A 19,483-nucleotide genomic window follows, 5' to 3' on the forward strand; every position below is an offset into this window, starting at 1 on the left:
CTTTAACGCCGATCACACCGTAAGTGGTGTGGGCTTCAGAAGTTGCGTAGTCGATGTCGGCACGCAGGGTGTGCAACGGCACACGACCTTCACGGTACCATTCGGTACGCGCGATTTCAGCGCCGCCCAGACGACCGGACACTTCAACTTTGATGCCCTTGGCACCCAGGCGCATGGCGTTCTGTACGGCGCGCTTCATGGCGCGACGGAACATTACGCGACGTTCCAGCTGAGAAGTGATGCTGTCGGCAACCAGTTTGCCATCCAGCTCCGGCTTGCGGACTTCGGAAATGTTGATCTGAGCAGGCACGCCAGCAATAGTGGCTACAGCTTTGCGCAGTTTCTCAACGTCTTCGCCTTTCTTGCCGATCACGACACCCGGACGAGCGGTGTGAATGGTCACACGGATGCTCTTGGCCGGACGCTCGATGGTGATCTTGGACAAGGAAGCGTTTTTCAGCTCCTTGGTCAGGAACTGGCGTACTTGGAAATCGCTGTACAGGTTGTCAGCGAAGTCTTTGGTGTTCGCGAACCAGGTAGAATTCCAAGGCTTGGTAATACCCAGGCGAATGCCATTAGGATGTACTTTCTGACCCATTGCTTATCTCCCAGCCTTAGCGTCGGATACCACTACAGTGATGTGAGCGGTACGCTTGAGGATACGATCCGCGCGACCTTTGGCACGCGGGCGGATGCGCTTCATGGAGGGACCTTCGTCTACCATGATGGTGGCAACACGCAGGGCGTCGATATCGGCGCCTTCGTTGTGCTCAGCGTTGGCAATGGCAGATTCCAGCACTTTCTTCACCAGAACAGCAGCCTTTTTCGGGCTGAAGGTCAGGATGTTCAGAGCCTTGTCTACGGACAGACCACGTACTTGATCGGCTACCAGACGAGCTTTCTGGGCAGAAGTACGGGCATAACGGTGTTTAGCGATAGCTTCCATCATTTATCCCTTAGCGCTTCTTAGCCTTCTTATCAGCAGCATGGCCGCGATAAGTACGAGTCGGTGCGAATTCACCCAGTTTGTGACCGATCATTTCTTCGGTAACGAAAACCGGAACGTGCTGACGACCATTATGGACAGCGATGGTCAAACCGATCATGTTCGGGATGATCATTGAACGACGGGACCAGGTCTTAACCGGCTTTTTATCCCCGCTTTCCACCGCTTTCTCTACCTTCTTCAGCAAGTGCAGGTCAATAAATGGACCCTTCTTGAGAGAACGTGGCATGGTGATTCCTCTATGTTAACAATTACTTGTTACGACGACGTACGATGTACTTGTCGGTACGCTTGTTCTTACGGGTCTTGAAGCCCTTAGCCTTCTGGCCCCATGGGGACACAGGCTGCATGCCCTTGTTACGACCCTCACCACCACCGTGCGGGTGATCAACCGGGTTCATCGCCATACCGCGAACGGTCGGACGAATACCACGCCAGCGGTTTGCACCGGCTTTACCCAGTTGACGCAGCATGTGCTCGGAGTTACCCACTTCACCGATGGTAGCGCGGCACTCGGCCAGAACTTTACGTACTTCGCCGGAACGCAGACGCAGAGTTACATAGTTACCTTCGCGAGCCAGGATCTGGATGAAAGTACCAGCGGAACGAGCCAGCTGGGCACCTTTACCAGGCTTCATCTCTACGGCGTGAACGGTAGAACCGACCGGGATGTTACGCATCGGCAGGGTGTTACCTACCTTGATCGCAGCATCAGCACCAGAAGCGATAGCATCACCTGCTTTCAGGCCTTTCGGAGCCAGGATGTAACGACGTTCACCGTCTGCATACAGCACCAGGGCGATGTTTGCGGTACGGTTAGGATCGTATTCCAGACGCTCTACTTTGGCCGGAATGCCGTCTTTGTCGCGCTTGAAGTCGACCAGACGGTAGTGTTGCTTGTGACCACCACCGATATGACGGGTGGTGATGCGGCCGTTGTTGTTACGACCACCGGACTTGCTTTTGCTGTCCAGCAGAGCGGCGAAGGGCTTGCCCTTGTACAGCTCTTGGTTGACGATCTTGACGACGTGGCGGCGGCCCGGAGAAGTAGGCTTGCACTTAACGATTGCCATTTTTGAGAACTCCTCTTACTCGGCTGCGCCCATGAAGTCGATGTCCTGACCCGCTTTCAGGGTGACATAAGCCTTTTTCCAATCGGAACGACGGCCTACGCGTGCACCTGCGCGCTTGGTCTTACCCTTCATGTTCAGGGTACGGACGGTCTCAACTTCGACCTCGAACAGTTTCGCAACTGCAGCTTTGACTTCCGCCTTGGTAGCATCAACAGCAACTTTGAACACGATAGTGTTCTGCTTTTCTGCAACCATGGTGCTCTTTTCAGAGATGTGCGGAGCCTTCAGAACTTTCAACAGACGTTCTTCGCGGATCATGCCAGCATCTCCTCGATTTGCTTCACTGCATCAGCAGTCATCAGAACCTTGTCGAAGGCGATCAGGCTGACCGGGTCGATACCGGCAACGTCACGCACGTCAACTTTGTACAGGTTGCGAGCAGCCAGGAACAGGTTCTCATCGACTTCAGCGGTCACGATCAGAACGTCAGTCAGTTCCATCTCTTTCAGCTTGGCGATCAGTTCTTTGGTCTTCGGAGCTTCGATGCCGAATTTCTCAACAACGATCAGACGCTCTTGACGTACCAGCTCGGACAGGATGCTACGGATAGCGCCGCGGTACATCTTCTTGTTTACTTTTTGGCTGTGATCTTGCGGCTTAGCAGCAAAGGTCACACCACCGGAACGCCAGATGGGCGAACGGATGGAGCCAGCACGGGCACGACCAGTACCCTTCTGACGCCACGGCTTTTTGCCGCCACCAGACACTTCAGAGCGAGTCAGCTGCGCACGAGTACCCTGACGGGCACCAGCGGCATAAGCAACGACAACCTGGTGAACCAGGGCTTCGTTGAATTCGCGCCCGAAGGTAGTCTCGGAAACTTCAAGAGCGCTCTTGGCGTCTTTCATTACCAATTCCATTACTATCTCCTCAGACGTTACGCTTTGACGGCAGGTTTAACGATCACGTTGCCGTTGGTTGCACCCGGTACTGCGCCTTTGATGAGCAGCAGGTTGCGTTCAGCGTCAACACGAACCAGTTCCAGGTTCTGAGTCGTTACACGCTCAGCACCCATGTGACCAGCCATCTTTTTGCCCTTGAATACACGGCCCGGGGTCTGGTTTTGACCGATGGAGCCAGGTACACGGTGGGACAGAGAGTTACCGTGGGTCATATCCTGGGTACGGAAGTTCCAGCGCTTAACAGTACCGGCAAAACCTTTACCCTTGGATGTGCCGGTAACGTCTACCAGCTTAACGTCAGCGAGAAGATCTACTTTCAGCTCGCTACCAACAGTGAAAGTTTCACCGTTGTTCAGGCGGAATTCCCACAGACCGCGACCGGCTTCTACACCAGCTTTGGCGAAGTGGCCAGCTTCCGGCTTGGTCACACGGCTGGCTTTCTTGGCGCCAGTGGTAACCTGAATAGCGTTGTAGCCGTCGGTTTCTACAGATTTGACCTGAGTTACACGGTTAGCTTCAACTTCGATAACAGTCACCGGGATAGAAACGCCATCTTCGGTGAAGATGCGAGTCATACCCACTTTGCGACCTACAAGACCGATTGTCATTGTTATCAACCTCTTTCCGTAATTAACCCAGGCTGATCTGGACGTCTACACCAGCTGCCAGATCCAGACGCATCAGAGCGTCTACGGTCTTGTCAGTCGGTTCAACGATGTCTACCAGACGCTTGTGAGTGCGGATCTCGTACTGATCACGCGCGTCTTTGTTGACGTGCGGGGAGATCAGAACGGTGAAGCGCTCTTTGCGAGTCGGCAGCGGAATAGGACCGCGAACCTGCGCGCCGGTGCGCTTTGCAGTTTCAACGATTTCCGCAGTGGATTGATCGATCAGGCGATGATCAAAAGCCTTCAGGCGGATACGGATTCTTTGGTTCTGCATTGACAGAGCTCCAATAGATAAAAGAACATAAATCAACACCGCCCGACCGGGAATATTCCCGCCAGAGGTGTGATTTTTCACGTTTCCTCCCATATCGGGAGGACTGTATGGCTGGCCCCCGTAAACAAGACGCTCAGCAAGCAGACATATCGTCTGGCTTACCTCATGGGTAAGCGGAGGGGATTATACGGATTTTTTCAATTCATGCAAGGGATGGTGAACAGATTGTGCACAATCATCCGTCGCGGACGGATCTCGTCAAAACAGCCCTCCATGACATCCATGCGGCAGTGACGACAAGGGGTCGATCCGGCTGCTAGACTGCGCCCTCGCCTCTGTCAACGGAACGACCTCGATGCTCAAAGATCAGAAAAAAGCCTACCAGTATGGACTCTGCGCCGTGGCGCTCTGGTCGACTGTGGCCACCGCCTTCAAAATCTCTCTCACCTATTTCGAGCCGGTGCAGTTGCTGCTCGTCGCCGCCTTCACCTCGACCCTGACCCTCACTGCCATCGTCGCCAAACAGGGCAAGCTGTCCCTGCTGCTGACTTATATCAAGGCCCGCCCCCTCTACTATCTGGCCCTGGGGGTGTTGAATCCCTTCCTCTATTACCTGCTGCTGTTCAAGGCCTATGATCTGCTGCCCGCCCAGCAGGCCCAGACCCTAAACTACACCTGGGCCATCACCCTCAGCCTGCTGGCGGTGCCCTTCCTCGGCCAGAAGCTGCGCCGCCGTGACGGAGTCGCCATAGTGCTGGGTTACTTCGGCGCCCTGGTCATCGCCACCAAGGGGGACGTGTTCGGCCTGCAGTTCGACAGCCCGCTCGGGGTGACGCTGGCGCTGGTATCGACCCTCATCTGGGCCAGTTACTGGATCCTCAACACCCGCAATCAGGGGGATCCCATCGTCAGCCTGCTGCTCGGCTTCCTCATCAGCCTGCCCTTCATCGTCGCGGTGACCTGGCTGATGGCCGACTTCGCCATGACCGCCTGGCAGGGCTGGGTCGGCGCCATCTATGTGGGGCTGTTCGAGATGGGCTTCGGCTTCGTGCTCTGGCTGATGGCCCTGCGCCACGCCACCAACACGGCGCCCATCAGCAACCTCATCTTCATCTCCCCGTTCGCCTCTCTGGTGCTGCTGAACCTGCTCATCGGCGAGGCCATACACCCGGCGACCCCCATCGGATTGGCGCTGATCGTGGCGGCCCTGCTCATCCAGCAGCTGAAATACGGCAAGCGCTATCGCAGCAAGGTCGAACCCGAAATCTGAGAAAGCAGAAGGGCGCATCCATCGATGCGCCCTTCTCTCAATCTATCCACTCCAGCGGCTGCTGCTTCGGCAGCCGTATCTCCACCAGCAGGCCTCCGAGCGCCGAACCGCCGAGCCGGATGGTGCCGTGATGCTGGGACACTATCTTGGCGACTATGGCCAGCCCCAGCCCACTGCCACCACCGGTACGCGCCACATTGCCCTGCATGAAGGGCTTGAGTACCCGCTGATAGTCCTGCTCGGCGATGCCGGGACCGTTGTCTGAGAGCCGCAGCCGCACCCAGTGGCCATCGTCCCTCAGCTCTGCCTGCAGCCGGCTCGCCCCATAGCGCAAGGAGTTGCCCGACAGATTGTTGAGGATGCGCCTCAGGCTGACGGGGTTGCAGGCCACCCGCACCGCCTGCTCCGGCAGCAGCAGCTCCACCTCCAGCCCCTGATCCGTCTGCATCAGCAGGGCGTCGTGGATCAACTGGGTCAGATCGATCTGCTGGATATCCAGCCCCTCGTCCGGCCGGATGTAGTCGATGAACTGATCGATGATGGCGTTGGATTCGTCGATGTCCGCGTTGATGCTTTCCTTGAGGTACTCATCTCCGGAGGACATCATCTCGGTCGCCAGCCGGATGCGGGTCAGCGGCGTGCGCAAGTCGTGAGACACCCCCGCCATCATCAGGTTGCGCTCCTCGATCAGGCTCTTGATGGAGCTCGACATGTGGTTGAAGGTGCGGGTCAGCCGGCGCACCTCCCGGGAGCCCAGCTCCCCCAGTGCATCCGGGAAGTTGCCCCGGGCCACCGCCACGGCCCCCGCCTCCAGATCCTCCAGCGGGCGCACCAGCTGGCGGGCGAAGCGCCAGGCTGCGAACAGGGTCACCACCAGCAGCACGCTCATGTAGAGCAGCAGCGGCTCTATGTCGTCATCCTCGATCTCGGTCAGGGGGATCCGCACCCACATCTGGTTCGCCTGGGGCGGCTGGATCCAGATGATGTAGTGATCCTGGATCTCGACCCTGACCCGGGTCTTGCCCTTCAGCTCGCTGCTGATGTTCTCTTCGAGGAAGGGATAGGGTTTGGAGTCGTTCAGCCCGTGCTGCTCCGCCTCGCTCTGGGTATAGATGTCGCTGCCGGTCGCCACATAGACCAGGGCCTCGGCATCGTCGCTCAGGGCCAGCTGATTGTTGTCCACGGGGAAGATGAGTTTGACCTGGTTGGCCAGCAGGTGGCTGATCTGCTTGACTGTGGGCGACAGCAGGTAGTTGTAGAAGGTGACGTAGGAGACAAACTGATAGACCACCAGCACGGCGGCCAGAAACCAGAGCATGCGGGAGAACATGCTGCTCACTTTCTTCATGCGCCCTCACCATCCGGCACGAACACATAGCCCAGACCCCAGACGGTCTGCAGGTAGCGCGGCTGGGCCGGATCCTGCTCCAGCAGGCGGCGCAGGCGGGAAACCTGCACGTCTATGCTGCGCTCGGTGGCGGTGTATTCCCGGCCACGGGCCAGGTTCATCAGCTTGTCCCGGGAGAGTGGCTCGCGGGGATGGCTCACCAGCACCTTGAGCACGGCAAACTCGCCGCTGGTCAGGGAGACGGGTTCACCGCCCCGGCTCAGCTCCCGGGTCGCCAGGTTCAGCTGATAGGCACCGAAGGTCACCATCTTCTCGGCGGCGGAGGGAGCACCAGGCAGCTCGACGGTATGGCGGCGCAAGACGGCGCGGATCCGGGCCAGCAGTTCACGGGGGTTGAACGGCTTGGGCAGGTAGTCGTCGGCCCCCATCTCGAGGCCGACGATGCGATCCACCTCATCCCCCTTGGCGGTGAGCATGAGCACAGGGATCTGGTTGCCCGCCTCCCGCAGTCGGCGGCAGATGGAGAGGCCATCCTCCCCCGGCAGCATCAGATCCAGCACCATCAGGCTGAAATTCTCGCGCGTCAGCAGGCGGTCGGCCTGCTCCCCGTTGGCCACGCCCCGCACCATGAACCCCTGTTCGGTGAGGTAACGCTCCAGCAGGGAACGTAATTTCAGGTCGTCGTCGACCACCAGGACCTTGTATTGCTGACTCATGCTTGCCACTCCTCTCTGTCTGATCCCAATACTAGGGCGCCCCCTCCCGGGGGAAAAGCATAAATATGTTACCGGTTATTACCCCGACCTCGCTCGGAGACCCGGACTATGGTCAGGGGCCGGGGCTCTCTGATACCTTTGCGCTCACACCGGGGCGCCATGACAGAGCTCCCGGCCAGTACAACCTCCCTTACCCAGTCGTAACAGGGGCTGATTACGCCATGAAAACCAAACTCATCACGCGAGAAGGCTACAACAGGCTGCGACAAGAGCACGACATGCTGTGGCGAGAGGAGCGGCCCGAGGTCACCAAGAAGGTCGCCTGGGCGGCCAGCCTCGGGGACCGCAGCGAGAATGCCGACTACCAGTACAACAAGAAGCGGCTGCGGGAGATAGACAGACGGGTGCGTTACCTGCGCAAGTGTCTGGAGGAGCTCACCATAGTCGACTACTCCCCCTCCCAGGAGGGCAAGGTGTTCTTCGGCGCCTGGGTTGAGGTGGAGAGCGAGGAGGGAGAGACCAAGCGCTTTCGCATCGTCGGCTATGACGAGATCTTCAGTCGCAAGGATTACATCTCCATCGACTCCCCCATGGCCCGCGCCCTGCTCAAGAAGGAAGTGGGGGATGAGGCCATAGTGCGTACGCCAGTGGGTGACGCCTGCTGGTATGTGAACGAGATAAGCTACCCCAAATAAACTGGCGAGGGGTCGGCCTCCCCGGCCCCCATTCGGGTCGACCCGCCGGCCACGTCCCCGGCCGGGCTGGCATCCACCGCCTCGAGCCCATATAGTGCTCCCACCCGGTGCCCAGGGCGCAAACCGGCCGAGTTGTGCCCTCTTCCTGAGCCAGGGCACCCCTCAGGCCAGTTAGATAGAACCGACCATTAGAGATCCCCGATGCAGAGCCAACTCATAGAGAGACAGATCGCCACCGAGCTCAATGCTCGCCCCGAACAGGTACAGGCTGCCGTACGCCTGCTGGATGAAGGTTCGACCGTGCCCTTCATCGCCCGTTACCGCAAGGAGGTGACCGGCGGTCTGGACGACAGCCAGCTGCGCACCCTGGAGAGCCGGCTCGGCTACCTGCGGGAGATGGAGGATCGCCGCCAGGTGATCATCCGCTCCATCGAGGAGCAGGGAAAACTCACCCCGGAGCTCGCCCGCGATCTGCGCGAGGCGGACAGCAAGACCCGGCTCGAGGATCTCTACCTGCCCTACAAGCCCAAACGCCGCACCAAGGGGCAGATGGCCATCGAGGCCGGGCTCGAGCCCCTGGCGGATCTTCTGCTCACCGACCCCATGCAGGATCCCGAGCAGGCGGCGGCAGCTTTCCTCAACCCCGAGCAGGGCATCACCGATACCAAGGCCGCCCTCGATGGCGCCCGCTACATTCTGATGGAGCGCTTCGCCGAGCAGGCCGACCTGCTGGAGAAGCTGCGGGACTACCTGTGGCACAACGCCACCCTGCGCGCCCGGGTGGTGGCGGGCAAGGAGCAGGAGGGGGCCAAGTTCAAGGACTACTTCGAACACGACGAACCGTTGCACAAGGCCCCCTCCCACCGGGTACTGGCCATGCTGCGCGGCCGCAACGAGGGGGTGCTCAACCTGGCGCTGGTGACCGGCGAGGACGAGAGTGCCAGCCCCTGCGAGGGGATCATCGCCCACCACCTCAGGCTGGCCCTGCAGAACCGCCCGGCGGACAAGTGGCTGCAGGGGGTGGTGAGCTGGACCTGGAAGATCAAGCTCTCCCTGCAGATGGAGACCGAGCTCGTCGGCCGCATCCGCGAGAGCGCCGAGGAGGAGGCGATCAAGGTATTCGCCATGAACCTCAAGGATCTGCTGATGGCGGCGCCGGCCGGCATGCGCTGCACCATGGGTCTGGACCCCGGCATCCGCACCGGGGTCAAGGTCGCCGTGGTCGATGCCACCGGCAAGCTGGTGGATCACGCCACCATCTATCCGTTCGAACCGAAACGCCAGATCGATCAGAGCCTCAAGACCCTGAGCGAGCTGTGCCAGAAGCACAGGGTCGAACTCATCAGCATCGGCAACGGCACCGCCTCGCGGGAGACCGACCGCCTGGTGAGCGATCTGTTCGAGCGCTACCCCGCCGCCAAGGCGCAGAAAATCGTGGTGAGCGAGGCGGGCGCCTCCGTCTACTCCGCCTCCGAGCTCGCCTCCCAGGAATTCCCGGATCTCGACGTCTCCATCCGCGGTGCCGTCTCCATCGCCCGCCGGCTGCAGGATCCCCTGGCCGAGCTGGTCAAGATCGATCCCAAGAGCATCGGCGTGGGCCAGTATCAGCACGATGTGGGTCAAAGCCAGCTGGCCCGCCGACTGGACGCCGTGGTCGAGGATTGCGTAAACGCGGTCGGGGTGGATGTGAACACCGCCTCGGTCGCCCTGCTGAACCGGGTCTCCGGCCTCTCCCAGACCCTGGCCCAGAACATCGTCGCCTACCGGGACGACAACGGCGCCTTCCACAACCGCCAGCAGTTGCTCAAGGTGAGCCGGCTCGGCCCCAAGGCGTTCGAGCAGTGCGCCGGCTTCCTGCGCATCCGTGGCGGCAGCAACCCGCTGGACGGCTCGGCGGTGCACCCGGAGTCCTACCCCGTGGTGGAGCGGATCCTGGCGCGGCTCCAGCAGCAGGTGGAGAGCCTGCTCGGCAACACCAGCCTGCTCAAGAGCCTGAGACCCGCCGATTACACCGACGAGCGCTTCGGCGTACCCACGGTCACTGACATCATCGGCGAGCTGGACAAGCCGGGCCGGGATCCGCGCCCCGAGTTCAAGACCGCCACCTTCAAGGAAGGGGTGGAGAAGATAAGCGATCTCGTGCCCGAGATGGTGCTGGAAGGGGTGGTCACCAACGTCACCAACTTCGGCGCCTTCGTCGACATCGGGGTCCATCAGGATGGTCTGGTGCATATCAGCTCCCTGACCGATCGCTTCGTCAAGGATCCCCGCGAGGTGGTCAAGGCCGGTGACATAGTGCGAGTCAAGGTGCTTGAGGTGGATGCCCCCCGCAAGCGGATCAGCCTCACCATGCGCCTGCAGGAGAAGGCTGGCGAGAAGAGCGGGCCGGGGCGCAAGCCGGCGGAACCACGCCAGGGCCACGCCGGCAGAGACAAGCCGCGCAACGAGCCTCGTCAGAGTGCCCCCCAGGCCGGAATGGATGGCGCCATGGGCAACGCCTTCGCCGCCGCCCTCTCCAAGGCCAAGAAGTAAGAAGCCCAATATACAAAAAGCCCCGCGAGGGGCTTTTTTATTGTCAGTGCCTGACTCACTGCCTGGTGGTGTATGTCATCACGAGCGGCGAATGTTGCATCCCGGCGTCACTCAGATATCCAGGCCGAAGCTCTGGCGGGGCGCCGGCCGGCTCGCCTGCTGATAGTGATGGGCGATGACCCGATTGCGTTTGTCCATATAAAGGCCGAGGGGGCTGGTCGACGGCTCCTCTGATCCTGCCGCCATCAACTCCTTGCGCGCCTGCGCCTCCTTGACCGTGGCGCTGCGGGCCACGCTCAGATCTTGTGAAGAGGGCTCTATCGGTGCCAGGGCGGCGGCACGCACCTGCTGCATCTTGGCCAGGGTCGCGGCGGGATCCCCGTGGATGACGCCGATATCGATGGCTACCTCGCCCCCCGTGGCATAGCGCTTGCCATCCGGCCCCTGGGCATACTCATAGGTCGGGCTGCCCGCATGTTCGCCGCCGGTCGCCTGATGAGCCTGCTCGTGCTTGCGCACCTCCAGACCCCGCTCCGCCAGCACCTCGATCTGCCGCTGCTGCTTCTGTTGTTCCTGCTGACCGGACTCCTGCTGCTGCCTGCGCCTCCCCTCCTCGTCCGTGGCTTCCACGAAACGATGGGGCAAGGCCGCCGGATTGCCGGTCTGGGCATTGTCTCTGGACTGGGATTGCGGGTTGGGATTGTTGGGGGCAGATCTGGTGCGGTCTTTCTGGGAGGCGACACCGGACTCGGCGTTGGCGGCCTCCCCCTGCCGCAGCTGGGGGACCAGCTCGGCACGGCGATTGTCAGTCTGCGCCGCTTCCGTCTGCGGATGCAGCTGGTTCGGAATGATGGGCGGCAGGCTGACGTTGATGTTCATCTCAGGCCAGGATGTCGATCAAGACACCCATCCATGCCGTCTGCGGATGCAGCGGATTGGCAATGATGGGTGACGGGTTGACGTGGATGTTCATCTCAGACCCGGATGTCGATCAGGGTGCCCATCATGTCGCTGGCGGTCTGGATCACCTTGGCGGAGGCGCCGGCCTGCAGCTCGGCGACCTTGAGATTGACCAGCTCATCCGGCAACTGGACCTGGTCACCCGCCGGGGTATTGAGGCGGGCTATCTGGCTGGAGGCCTGGGCGGCCTGCTGCTCCGCCCGCTGGAACCCCTGTACGCCCGTGGTCATGGCTGAATCGATACGCATTGCATCACTCCTCTGCTGTTGGCCAATTATCAACCAGAACGAGGCGTTATTGAAGCCTGCGGCTCACTATTTAGCCAGATGAGGCTCAGCCGATGAATTGTCGCACCAGGGTGATGAACTGATCCGGATGGGAGATGAAGGGGGCGTGGGAGGCCTTGTCAAGCACCCGGCTCTGGCTGTGGGGATAGCGCTCGTCCAGCAGCGGTATGCTGGCCTTGGGCACCAGCGAGTCCAGCCGGCCATAGATCCGCAGCCAGGGCAGGCTCAACGCCGCCAGCTCATCGCGCAGGTCGATATCAGCCAGCAGACCGAGACCCGATTCCAGCGCAGCCAGCTGGGGGGCCGGGCGTTCCGCCAGCCAGTGGCGCAGTTGGCGGATGTCGTCACGGGCGTGCTCGCTGCCCATGGCCTGGATCGCGAGGAAGCGTTCTATGGTCTGCTTGAAATCCCCCGCCAGCATCTGGTTGAAACCGGCCAGCACCTTGGGGGCTATGCCGGGCCACTCCTCCCGCGCCATGAAGCAGGGGGAGCTGGCCACGGTGATCAGGGACTGCAACCGCTCTGGCCGGGTCAGGGCCAGCTGACTCGCCACCAGACCACCGAGGGACCAGCCGAGCAGATGACAGCGCGCCGGCAAGACGGCGGCAACCTGCTCCGCCAACCAGGGCAAGGAGTAGTCACTGCCTTCCTGCAGGGGACTGTTGCCAAACCCCGGCAGATCGATCAGGTGCAGACGATAGTGCTGAGACAGCGCCGGGACTATGCCGTGCCAGACGGCCCCGTTCATCCCCCAGCCGTGCAACAACGCCAGGTCAGGGCCCTGGCCAAACCGTTCAACCGATATGCTCATCTAGACTCAAGATCCTGTGTATCTGCGTGGATGCCCGCATGTTAAAGCTGCTGCTCGGCAAAGCAAGCCCGATCCTCGGCCGCCCCTCCGACTGGCTGGGGCTGTGCCAGCTCTGCCGCCAACCCTGTGATGAGCATCCCCTGCTGTGTAACTGGTGCCGATCGGCACTTCGTCAACCCCAGTGCCGTTGCCGACTCTGCGCCGCCCCGTTGCCGGAGTATATAGAAGAAGCGGAGCGGGTCTGCGGTCGCTGCCAGCGCAGGCCGCCCCCCTGGCAGCGGCTACAGGTGATCGGGGACTATCTGCCCCCCTACCCCCTGCTCATCCCCGGTCTGAAGTACGGGGGCCAGATCCTGCTGGCGCCGCCGCTCGCCCGCGTGCTGGCGGATCACCTGGAGCTGGCGCAGCCTCCCGAGGTCATACTGCCGGTGCCCCTGCACTGGTGGCGCCTGTGGTGGCGCGGCTTCAATCAGGCGGAGGAGATTGCTCATGCGCTCGGCGAGATCACCGGCATCCCCTGTGACACCAGGCTGCTGCGCAGAGCCAAGGCCACCCCGCAGCAGACCCACCTCAGCGCGGGTCAGCGTCGGCGCAACCTGCGCGGCGCCTTCCGGATTGCCCCCCACGCCTATCGCCATGTGGCCCTGCTCGACGATGTGGTCACCACGGGGGCCACGGCGGGGCAACTCAGTCGGTTGCTTCGTGAGAGCGGTGTCGAACGGGTGGAGGTGTGGGCGCTCTGCCGCACCCTGAGGCACATCAAATAGGAATACGAAGGGGATAGCGGCCAGATACGGCTTAGTTGCTGGACTCCACGGCCAGCGTCGGCGGTGATCTTTCGCCGCGCATCACAAGCTGCCGCCGCCATGCTACCCAAGCCCTGCCAAGAGAGTTATCATGAATACCTTAGTCGTACACTCAGGTTTATGAGGATAGTGATGATCAGCATTTCCGACACCGCCCAGGCCCACTTCCGCAAGTTGCTGGAGAAGCAGCCTGATGGCACCAACATCCGGGTGTTTGTGGTCAATCCGGGAACCCAGAATGCCGAGTGCGGCGTCTCTTACTGCCCACCCGACGCGGTCGATCCGGAAGATCAACACCTGCCCTTCAGCGGCTTCGACTGCCTGGTCGATCCCCTGAGCGCCCCCTTCCTGGTGGACGCCACCATCGACTTCGTCACCGATCAGATGGGCTCCCAGCTCACCCTAAAGGCACCGAACGCCAAAATGCGCAAGGTGGCCGACGACGCCCCCCTGATCGATCGCATCGAATACGTGCTGATGTCCGAGGTGAACCCCATGCTGGCCGGTCACGGCGGCAAGGTGACCCTGGTCGAGCTGACCGAGGACAAGCTGGCCATCCTGCAGTTCGGCGGTGGTTGCAACGGCTGCTCCATGGTCGACTACACCCTGAAAGAGGGGATCGAGAAGCAGCTGCTGGAGAAATTCCCGGGCGAGCTCAATGGCGTGAAAGATGCCACCGAGCACCAGCGCGGCGATCACTCCTACTATTGATCTCCCCGCCCTGCCCATGAAAAAGGCCCTGCCAATTGGCAGGGCCTTTTGCTATCCGGCGCACCGAGCACCATGACGGCTACTCGTCCTTCTTGTCCCGGCTGAGCAGGGCAATGGCGGCCTCTTTCGGGTTCTTCCCCTCGTAGAGTACCTTGAAGATCTGCTCGCAGATGGGCATCTCGACGCCGCAGCGGGCCGCCAGCAGATGCACCTCCTTGGTGTTGCGATAGCCTTCCACCACCTGACCGATCTCGGTCATGGCGGTGTTCACGTCCTTGCCGGCACCCAGTGCCAGACCGAAGCGGCGGTTGCGGGACTGGTTATCGGTACAGGTCAGCACCAGATCCCCGAGCCCCGCCATCCCCATGAAGGTCTTGGCATCGGCACCGAGGGCGGCGCCGAGACGCTGCATCTCCACCAGACCCCGGGTGATGAGCGCGGTTCTGGCGTTGGCGCCAAAGCCGAGCCCGTCAGAGAGACCGGCACCGATGGCGATGACGTTCTTGACCGCGCCACCGAGCTGCAGACCGATGAAGTCCGGGTTGGTATAGACCCGGAACGAGCGGCCACAGTGGAGCAGCAGGGAGAGATCGTCGGCAAAGTCGTCGTGGGTCGAGGCGACCGAGATGGCGGTCGGCAGACCGGCGGCCAGCTCGCGGGCGAAGGTCGGGCCGGAGATCACCGCCAGCGGTATCTCGTCACCCAGCACCTCGCGGGCCACCTCCTGCAGCAAACGACCGCTGTCCGGTTCCAGCCCCTTGGTGGCCCAGGCGATGCGGGTGTCCGGGCGCAGGAAGGGTTTGACCCGGGTCAGCACCTGGCCGAACACATGGCTCGGCACCACCAGCAGCAGCACGGGGGCCGCCTGTACCGCCGCCTGCAGATCCGACGTCAGCTGCAGATCCGCGGGGAAGGGTACGTCCGGCAGGAAGGCCCTGTTGCAGCGATCCCGCTCCAGCTCGGCGACGTGGGCGGCATCGTGACCCCACAGCAGGGTCGGATGACCGTTGCGCGCCAGAGAAATGGCAAGGGCGGAGCCGTAAGACCCCGCCCCCAGGACCGAGATAGCGATCTGGTCGGCCATTATCAGGCTTCCGCAGCCGCCTGCTGGGCCTGTGCTTGCGCCATGTGCTGGGCAAACAGGGCATCGAAGTTGACCGGTGCCAGGTTCAGCTGCGGGAAGGAACCCTTGCTCACCAGGTTGGCCACGGCTTCACGGGCGTACGGGAACAGGATGTTCGGGCAGAAGGCGGCCAGGCAGTGAGCCAGCTGGGCTTCCGGCAGGTTGCCGATGGTGAAGATACCGGCCTGCTGCACTTCACACAGGAAGGCGGTCTCGGTTTCCAGCTTGCAGGTCACGGTCAGGGTCAACACCACTTCGTACACGCCGTCGGCCAGGACGTTGGTCTTGGTGTCCATGTCCAGCTTGACGTCCGGTTGCCACTCTTTCTGGAAGATGTGCGGGGTATTCGGCGCTTCGAAAGAGACATCCTTGGTGTAAACGCGCTGGATGTGGAATTCCGGTTGTACTTCCTGGTTGTTGATTTCGTCAGCCATTTCGTTTGATTCCTTTTTAAGAAAATGAGTGGGCGCGGGCCCTTAAATCAGCGTTTTTTGGTCGCCGGCAGATTCTCTGCCCGCCATTGGGCCATGCCACCGCTGAGGGTATATACCTGCTTGAAGCCGGCCTTGCTCAGTTGGCGACCCGCACCACCAGCGGTCATCCCCGACTCGCACACCACTATGATGGGGGCGTCTTTGTGCTTTTCAACCGGGCCCAGATTGTTGGCCTGGATCTGGGTGAGGGGCAGATGGTGAGCACCGGCCAGATGACCCTTGGCGAACTCATCCTGACTGCGAATATCCACCACTGTGGCATTTTCACGGTTGATCAGCAGGGTGGCCGTGTGGTTGTTCACCGACTTCACCGGAGACAAACGAGCACGCACCGTGGTGTAAACCAGGGTGCCTGCCAGACCCAACCAGGCTGCGGTCAGCAGCGGGTTGCGGGTCGCAAAATCCAAATACTCTTGCATCTTCTACTATCCAGGGACCAAGACAAGTGCCCGAGTATACATGGGGCCCTTGATAAGATCAGCCACCTTGGCGGTAAAGCGAGAGCAAGCTCCCATCGGGGATTGGCCGCCGTTTGCGGGGAGAAAATGGCTGCCGTCAGGCCATGAAAATCACGAAGTGAATCCCGCGACGGGACGAAAAAACCGATGGGCAGACAAGCCGGCAACATGCCGAATACAGCAGGGTAACAGTTAAAAACCCAGGCCACAGAGGGACTTGGCTATCAGGTGACTATTTCGGCAGATGTAGTAATATTACGCTAGTTTCAGTTCCCGCAATTCATTCCTATCCGAGAGGACATAGCCTTATGTCAACAGCTAAGAAACCGTTGGTTCTGGTCATCATGGACGGTTGGGGCTACAGCACCAAGCAAGAGTACAACGCCGTCGCTGCCGCCAAGACCCCCAACCTCGACCGTCTCGCCCGTGACTACACCAGCACCCTGATCTCCGGCTCCGGCCTGGACGTGGGCCTGCCCGATGGCCAGATGGGTAACTCCGAAGTGGGTCACGTCAACATCGGCGCCGGTCGCATCGTCTATCAGGAGCTGACCCGCATCTCCAAGGAGATCCAGGACGGCGACTTCTTCCAGAACGTCGAGCTGGCCAAGGCTGTTGACTCCGCAGTGACCCAGGGCAAGGCCGTGCACATCATGGGCCTGATGTCCCCGGGTGGCGTGCACAGCCACGAAGAGCACATCATGGGCATGATCGAGATGGCCGCCAAGCGTGGCGCCGAGCAGATCTACTTCCACGCCTTCCTGGATGGCCGTGACGTGCCGCCGCGCTCCGCCCAGTCCTCCATCGAGCTGTTCGACGCCCTGTTCGCCAAGCTGGGCAAGGGTCGTTTCGCCTCCATGATCGGTCGTTACTACTCCATGGACCGCGACAACCGTTGGGACCGCGTGCAGCAGGCCTATGACCTGATGACCCAGGGCAAGGGCGAGTTCACTGCCGACAGCGCCACCGAGGCCCTGGCCAATGCCTATGCCCGCGACGAGAACGACGAGTTCGTCAAGGCTACCCGTATCGGTGCCGCCGCCCCCATGCAGGATGGCGATGCGCTGATCTTCATGAACTTCCGTGCCGACCGTGCCCGCGAGATCACCCGTGCCTTCGTCGACAGCGACTTCACCGGCTTCGCCCGCACCGCCACTCCCAAGCTGAACTTCGTGATGCTGACCGAGTACGCGGCCGACATCAAGACCGCCTGCGCCTACCCGCCCACCGCCCTGGTCAACACCCTGGGTGAATGGCTGGCCAAGCAGGGCAAGACCCAGCTGCGCATCTCCGAGACCGAGAAGTACGCCCACGTCACCTTCTTCTTCAACGGTGGCGAAGAGGCCTGCTTCACCGGTGAGGATCGCGAGATCGTCGCCAGCCCGAAAGTCGCCACCTATGACCTGCAGCCCGAGATGAGCTCTGGCGAGCTGACCGACAAGCTGGTCGGCGCCATCAAGAGCGGCAAGTACGACGTCATCATCTGCAACTACCCGAACGGCGACATGGTCGGCCACACCGGCGTGTTCGATGCGGCCGTCAAGGCCTGTGAAGCCGTCGACCACTGCATCGGTCGCGTCACCGAGGCCCTGGCCGAAGTGGGTGGCGAATGCCTCATCACCGCCGACCACGGCAACGCCGAGAAGATGATGGACGAAGAGACTGGTCAGGCCCATACCGCCCACACTAATCTGCCGGTTCCCCTCATCTACTTCGGTCGCAAGGCCGAGGTAGCTGAAGGCGGCAAACTGTCCGATCTGGCCCCCACCATGCTGACCCTGATGGGCCTGCCGGTGCCGCCGGAAATGACTGGCAAGCCCCTGATGATTCTGAAATAATCCTTCCCCATGCGGGGATGCGAAGTTATTTCAACCAAAACCAGTCGCGTCGGCCTGTTGGCCGGCGCGCTGTTTTTTTGCCTGCTCGGCGGCGCCGGCAAGGCGCAGGCTGCCAATCAGCAGCTTGGGGCCATGCAGAGCGAGATCAAGGCGCAGCAGAAGACCATCAGACTGAGCAAGCAAGAGCTGGCCAAACTCAACACCCAGCTCAAGGCGGATGAACAGGCCATCTCGGCCGCCGCCGCCAAACTCGATCAGACCAAACTGCAGTTGAAACAGAACCAGCAGAAGCTGGTGAAGCTGCAACAGGACAAGCTGGAGCTGGAACGACAGGCCAGCCATCAGAAACAGTTGCTGGCCAAACAGGCGGAGAGCGCCTTCCAGGCGGGCAATCATGACTACCTCAAGCTGCTGCTCAATCAGCAGGATCCGGCCAAACTGAGCCGCGCCCTCGACTATTTCGACTATCTCAACAAGGCCCGTATCGAGGCCATCGAAACCCTGCGCGCGACCCGCACCAAGCTGGCCCACAACCAGCAGGCCACCAGGGAGACCGAGAGCAAGCTGCAGAGCCTGCTCGCCGATCAACAGGCCACCCATCAGAGCCTGCTGGCCAGCCAGCAGAGCCGTGCCACCGTGCGCAACCAGCTGCAGCAATCGGTGCAGGATGACGAGCAGAAGCTGAGCAAGCTGGTGAAGGCGGAGAAGGCCCTCAAGGCCCGGCTGGAAGAGCTGCGCCGGCAGCAGGAAGAGAAGGAGCGGCGCGAGCGGGCGGAGCGGGAACGCCTCGCCAAGCTGAAGGCCGAGCAGGAGCGCCAACGCCGGCTGGAGGCACAACGCCTGGCCGCCGAGCAGAAACGCATCGAGGAGCAACAGCGGATCGCGGCCCAACAGCGACAAGTCGGCGAGCAGCAACGACTCGCCGCCGAGCAGAAGAGAGTCAGCGAACAGCAGAACAGGGTGGAGCAGCAGCAAGCCGCCGCCCGCAACAGCGCCAAGGCGAGCAATGGCTACGGTGGCCTCAGCACCAACGGCAGCCTGCGCTGGCCGGTGCAGGGCCCCATCCTCATCGCCTACGGCTCGCCGCGCACCGCCGAGCTCAAGTGGAAGGGCACCCTGATCGGCGCCAGTGAAGGCACCCAGGTCAAGGCGGTCGCTCCGGGTCAGGTGGTCTACGCGGACTGGCTGGACGGCTTCGGCATGCTGCTGGTCATCGATCATGGTAAGGGCTATATGAGCCTCTACGGTCACAATCAGTCGCTGCTGCGCCAGGTCGGCCAGAAGGTGGAGCAGGGGGAACCCGTGGCCCTGGTGGGCGACAGCGGCGGTCAGGAGCGATCCGGCCTCTACTTCGAGATCCGCTATCAGGGTGAGGCCATCAACCCCACCAAGTGGCTGGCCAGGCGCTGAGCCGTCCCCATTCCATCAAGGACCCACGTCCCCGATAAAAA

At 61.5% G+C, this 19,483-nt stretch carries 23 protein-coding genes; 7 read left to right on the plus strand and 16 right to left on the minus strand.

Annotated elements, in window-relative coordinates:
* The 8 genes from rpsC to rpsJ form a co-directional block, all read right to left on the minus strand.
* Positions 1–598, minus strand: a 598-nt coding sequence (gene rpsC, locus ACRCYW_RS12945; RefSeq protein ID WP_438550503.1) for a 30S ribosomal protein S3, incomplete at its 3' end; no start/stop codon positions are given.
* Positions 599–601: 3 nt separating this feature from the next.
* Positions 602–946: a 50S ribosomal protein L22 gene (gene rplV, locus ACRCYW_RS12950; protein WP_005319741.1), complete on the minus strand. Its 345-nt coding sequence runs from the start codon at positions 944–946 to the stop codon at positions 602–604.
* Positions 947–956: 10 nt separating this feature from the next.
* A complete protein-coding gene (gene rpsS, locus ACRCYW_RS12955) occupies positions 957–1,235 on the minus strand; it encodes a 30S ribosomal protein S19 (protein WP_005307960.1) in 279 nt (92 codons plus the stop codon).
* 22 nt (positions 1,236–1,257) lie between these two features.
* Positions 1,258–2,079, minus strand: a complete 822-nt coding sequence (rplB, locus tag ACRCYW_RS12960; RefSeq protein WP_100292730.1) for a 50S ribosomal protein L2 — start codon at positions 2,077–2,079, stop codon at positions 1,258–1,260.
* A gap of 15 nt (positions 2,080–2,094) precedes the next feature.
* Complete coding sequence (gene rplW, locus ACRCYW_RS12965) at positions 2,095–2,397, minus strand: 50S ribosomal protein L23 (RefSeq protein ID WP_005307955.1); 303 nt, start codon at positions 2,395–2,397, stop codon at positions 2,095–2,097.
* Positions 2,394–2,999, minus strand: a complete 606-nt coding sequence (gene rplD, locus ACRCYW_RS12970; RefSeq protein WP_005340616.1) for a 50S ribosomal protein L4 — start codon at positions 2,997–2,999, stop codon at positions 2,394–2,396. The genes rplW and rplD overlap by 4 nt, the downstream gene beginning before the upstream one ends.
* A gap of 17 nt (positions 3,000–3,016) precedes the next feature.
* Positions 3,017–3,649, minus strand: coding sequence for a 50S ribosomal protein L3 (gene rplC / locus ACRCYW_RS12975; RefSeq protein ID WP_010672559.1), 633 nt, complete (start codon positions 3,647–3,649; stop codon positions 3,017–3,019).
* Positions 3,650–3,671: 22 nt separating this feature from the next.
* Complete coding sequence (gene rpsJ, locus ACRCYW_RS12980; RefSeq protein WP_005307944.1) at positions 3,672–3,983, minus strand: 30S ribosomal protein S10; 312 nt, start codon at positions 3,981–3,983, stop codon at positions 3,672–3,674.
* A gap of 355 nt (positions 3,984–4,338) precedes the next feature.
* Here rpsJ and ACRCYW_RS12985 point away from each other — a divergent pair, with 355 nt between their 5' ends.
* Positions 4,339–5,253, plus strand: a complete 915-nt coding sequence (locus tag ACRCYW_RS12985; protein ID WP_438550504.1) for a DMT family transporter — start codon at positions 4,339–4,341, stop codon at positions 5,251–5,253.
* A gap of 37 nt (positions 5,254–5,290) precedes the next feature.
* Here ACRCYW_RS12985 and envZ read toward each other — a convergent pair whose 3' ends face one another.
* On the minus strand, positions 5,291–6,601 hold the full coding sequence (gene envZ, locus ACRCYW_RS12990) for a two-component system sensor histidine kinase EnvZ (RefSeq protein ID WP_438550505.1): 1,311 nt from the start codon (positions 6,599–6,601) through the stop codon (positions 5,291–5,293).
* Positions 6,598–7,317 carry an osmolarity response regulator transcription factor OmpR gene (gene ompR / locus ACRCYW_RS12995; protein ID WP_438550506.1) on the minus strand — a complete coding sequence of 240 codons (720 nt, stop codon included), beginning with the start codon at positions 7,315–7,317 and terminating at the stop codon, positions 6,598–6,600. Before ompR ends, envZ begins: the two co-directional genes overlap by 4 nt.
* Before the next feature lie 221 nt (positions 7,318–7,538).
* Between ompR and greB the strand changes: the two genes are divergently transcribed.
* Complete coding sequence (greB, locus tag ACRCYW_RS13000) at positions 7,539–8,012, plus strand: transcription elongation factor GreB (RefSeq protein ID WP_438550507.1); 474 nt, start codon at positions 7,539–7,541, stop codon at positions 8,010–8,012.
* 201 nt (positions 8,013–8,213) lie between these two features.
* On the plus strand, positions 8,214–10,544 hold the full coding sequence (locus tag ACRCYW_RS13005; protein WP_438550508.1) for a Tex family protein: 2,331 nt from the start codon (positions 8,214–8,216) through the stop codon (positions 10,542–10,544).
* A 111-nt stretch (positions 10,545–10,655) separates the two neighbouring features.
* Here ACRCYW_RS13005 and ACRCYW_RS13010 read toward each other — a convergent pair whose 3' ends face one another.
* The 3 genes from ACRCYW_RS13010 to bioH all read right to left on the minus strand — a co-directional run bounded on the left by ACRCYW_RS13010 (position 10,656) and on the right by bioH (position 12,602).
* Complete coding sequence (locus ACRCYW_RS13010) at positions 10,656–11,423, minus strand: putative metalloprotease CJM1_0395 family protein (protein ID WP_438550509.1); 768 nt, start codon at positions 11,421–11,423, stop codon at positions 10,656–10,658.
* A 95-nt stretch (positions 11,424–11,518) separates the two neighbouring features.
* Positions 11,519–11,752 carry a flagellar biosynthesis protein FlgE gene (locus tag ACRCYW_RS13015; RefSeq protein WP_438550510.1) on the minus strand — a complete coding sequence of 78 codons (234 nt, stop codon included), beginning with the start codon at positions 11,750–11,752 and terminating at the stop codon, positions 11,519–11,521.
* An 85-nt stretch (positions 11,753–11,837) separates the two neighbouring features.
* A complete protein-coding gene (bioH, locus tag ACRCYW_RS13020; protein ID WP_438550511.1) occupies positions 11,838–12,602 on the minus strand; it encodes a pimeloyl-ACP methyl ester esterase BioH in 765 nt (254 codons plus the stop codon).
* A gap of 38 nt (positions 12,603–12,640) precedes the next feature.
* Between bioH and ACRCYW_RS13025 the strand changes: the two genes are divergently transcribed.
* The gene (locus ACRCYW_RS13025) at positions 12,641–13,369 is read left to right on the plus strand and encodes a ComF family protein (RefSeq protein ID WP_438550512.1); all 729 of its coding nucleotides are present in this window, start codon (positions 12,641–12,643) and stop codon (positions 13,367–13,369) included.
* A gap of 171 nt (positions 13,370–13,540) precedes the next feature.
* A complete protein-coding gene (gene nfuA / locus ACRCYW_RS13030) occupies positions 13,541–14,119 on the plus strand; it encodes a Fe-S biogenesis protein NfuA (RefSeq protein ID WP_011704302.1) in 579 nt (192 codons plus the stop codon).
* 79 nt (positions 14,120–14,198) lie between these two features.
* Here the strand turns inward: nfuA and gpsA are convergent, their stop codons facing one another.
* Genes gpsA through ACRCYW_RS13045 form a run of 3 tightly spaced genes read right to left on the minus strand, consistent with a single transcriptional unit; the run spans position 14,199 to position 16,155 of the window.
* Positions 14,199–15,203 carry an NAD(P)H-dependent glycerol-3-phosphate dehydrogenase gene (gpsA, locus tag ACRCYW_RS13035; protein WP_438550513.1) on the minus strand — a complete coding sequence of 335 codons (1,005 nt, stop codon included), beginning with the start codon at positions 15,201–15,203 and terminating at the stop codon, positions 14,199–14,201.
* 2 nt (positions 15,204–15,205) lie between these two features.
* Positions 15,206–15,676, minus strand: a complete 471-nt coding sequence (gene secB / locus ACRCYW_RS13040) for a protein-export chaperone SecB (protein WP_438550514.1) — start codon at positions 15,674–15,676, stop codon at positions 15,206–15,208.
* A gap of 47 nt (positions 15,677–15,723) precedes the next feature.
* Positions 15,724–16,155: a rhodanese-like domain-containing protein gene (locus tag ACRCYW_RS13045; RefSeq protein WP_438550515.1), complete on the minus strand. Its 432-nt coding sequence runs from the start codon at positions 16,153–16,155 to the stop codon at positions 15,724–15,726.
* Between the two features lie 347 nt (positions 16,156–16,502).
* On the opposite strand from ACRCYW_RS13045, the gene gpmM reads away from it, so the two are divergent.
* Together gpmM and ACRCYW_RS13055 are read left to right on the plus strand one after the other, a co-directional pair.
* A complete protein-coding gene (gene gpmM / locus ACRCYW_RS13050) occupies positions 16,503–18,032 on the plus strand; it encodes a 2,3-bisphosphoglycerate-independent phosphoglycerate mutase (RefSeq protein WP_438550516.1) in 1,530 nt (509 codons plus the stop codon).
* Between the two features lie 9 nt (positions 18,033–18,041).
* Positions 18,042–19,442 (plus strand): peptidoglycan DD-metalloendopeptidase family protein, encoded by a 1,401-nt coding sequence (locus tag ACRCYW_RS13055; RefSeq protein ID WP_438550517.1) that lies wholly within the window; start codon positions 18,042–18,044, stop codon positions 19,440–19,442.
* Positions 19,443–19,483 lie beyond the last annotated feature (41 nt).

The sequence above is a fragment of the Aeromonas sp. genome (genome assembly GCF_051657805.1).
In the GTDB taxonomy this organism is placed as follows: domain Bacteria; phylum Pseudomonadota; class Gammaproteobacteria; order Enterobacterales; family Aeromonadaceae; genus Aeromonas.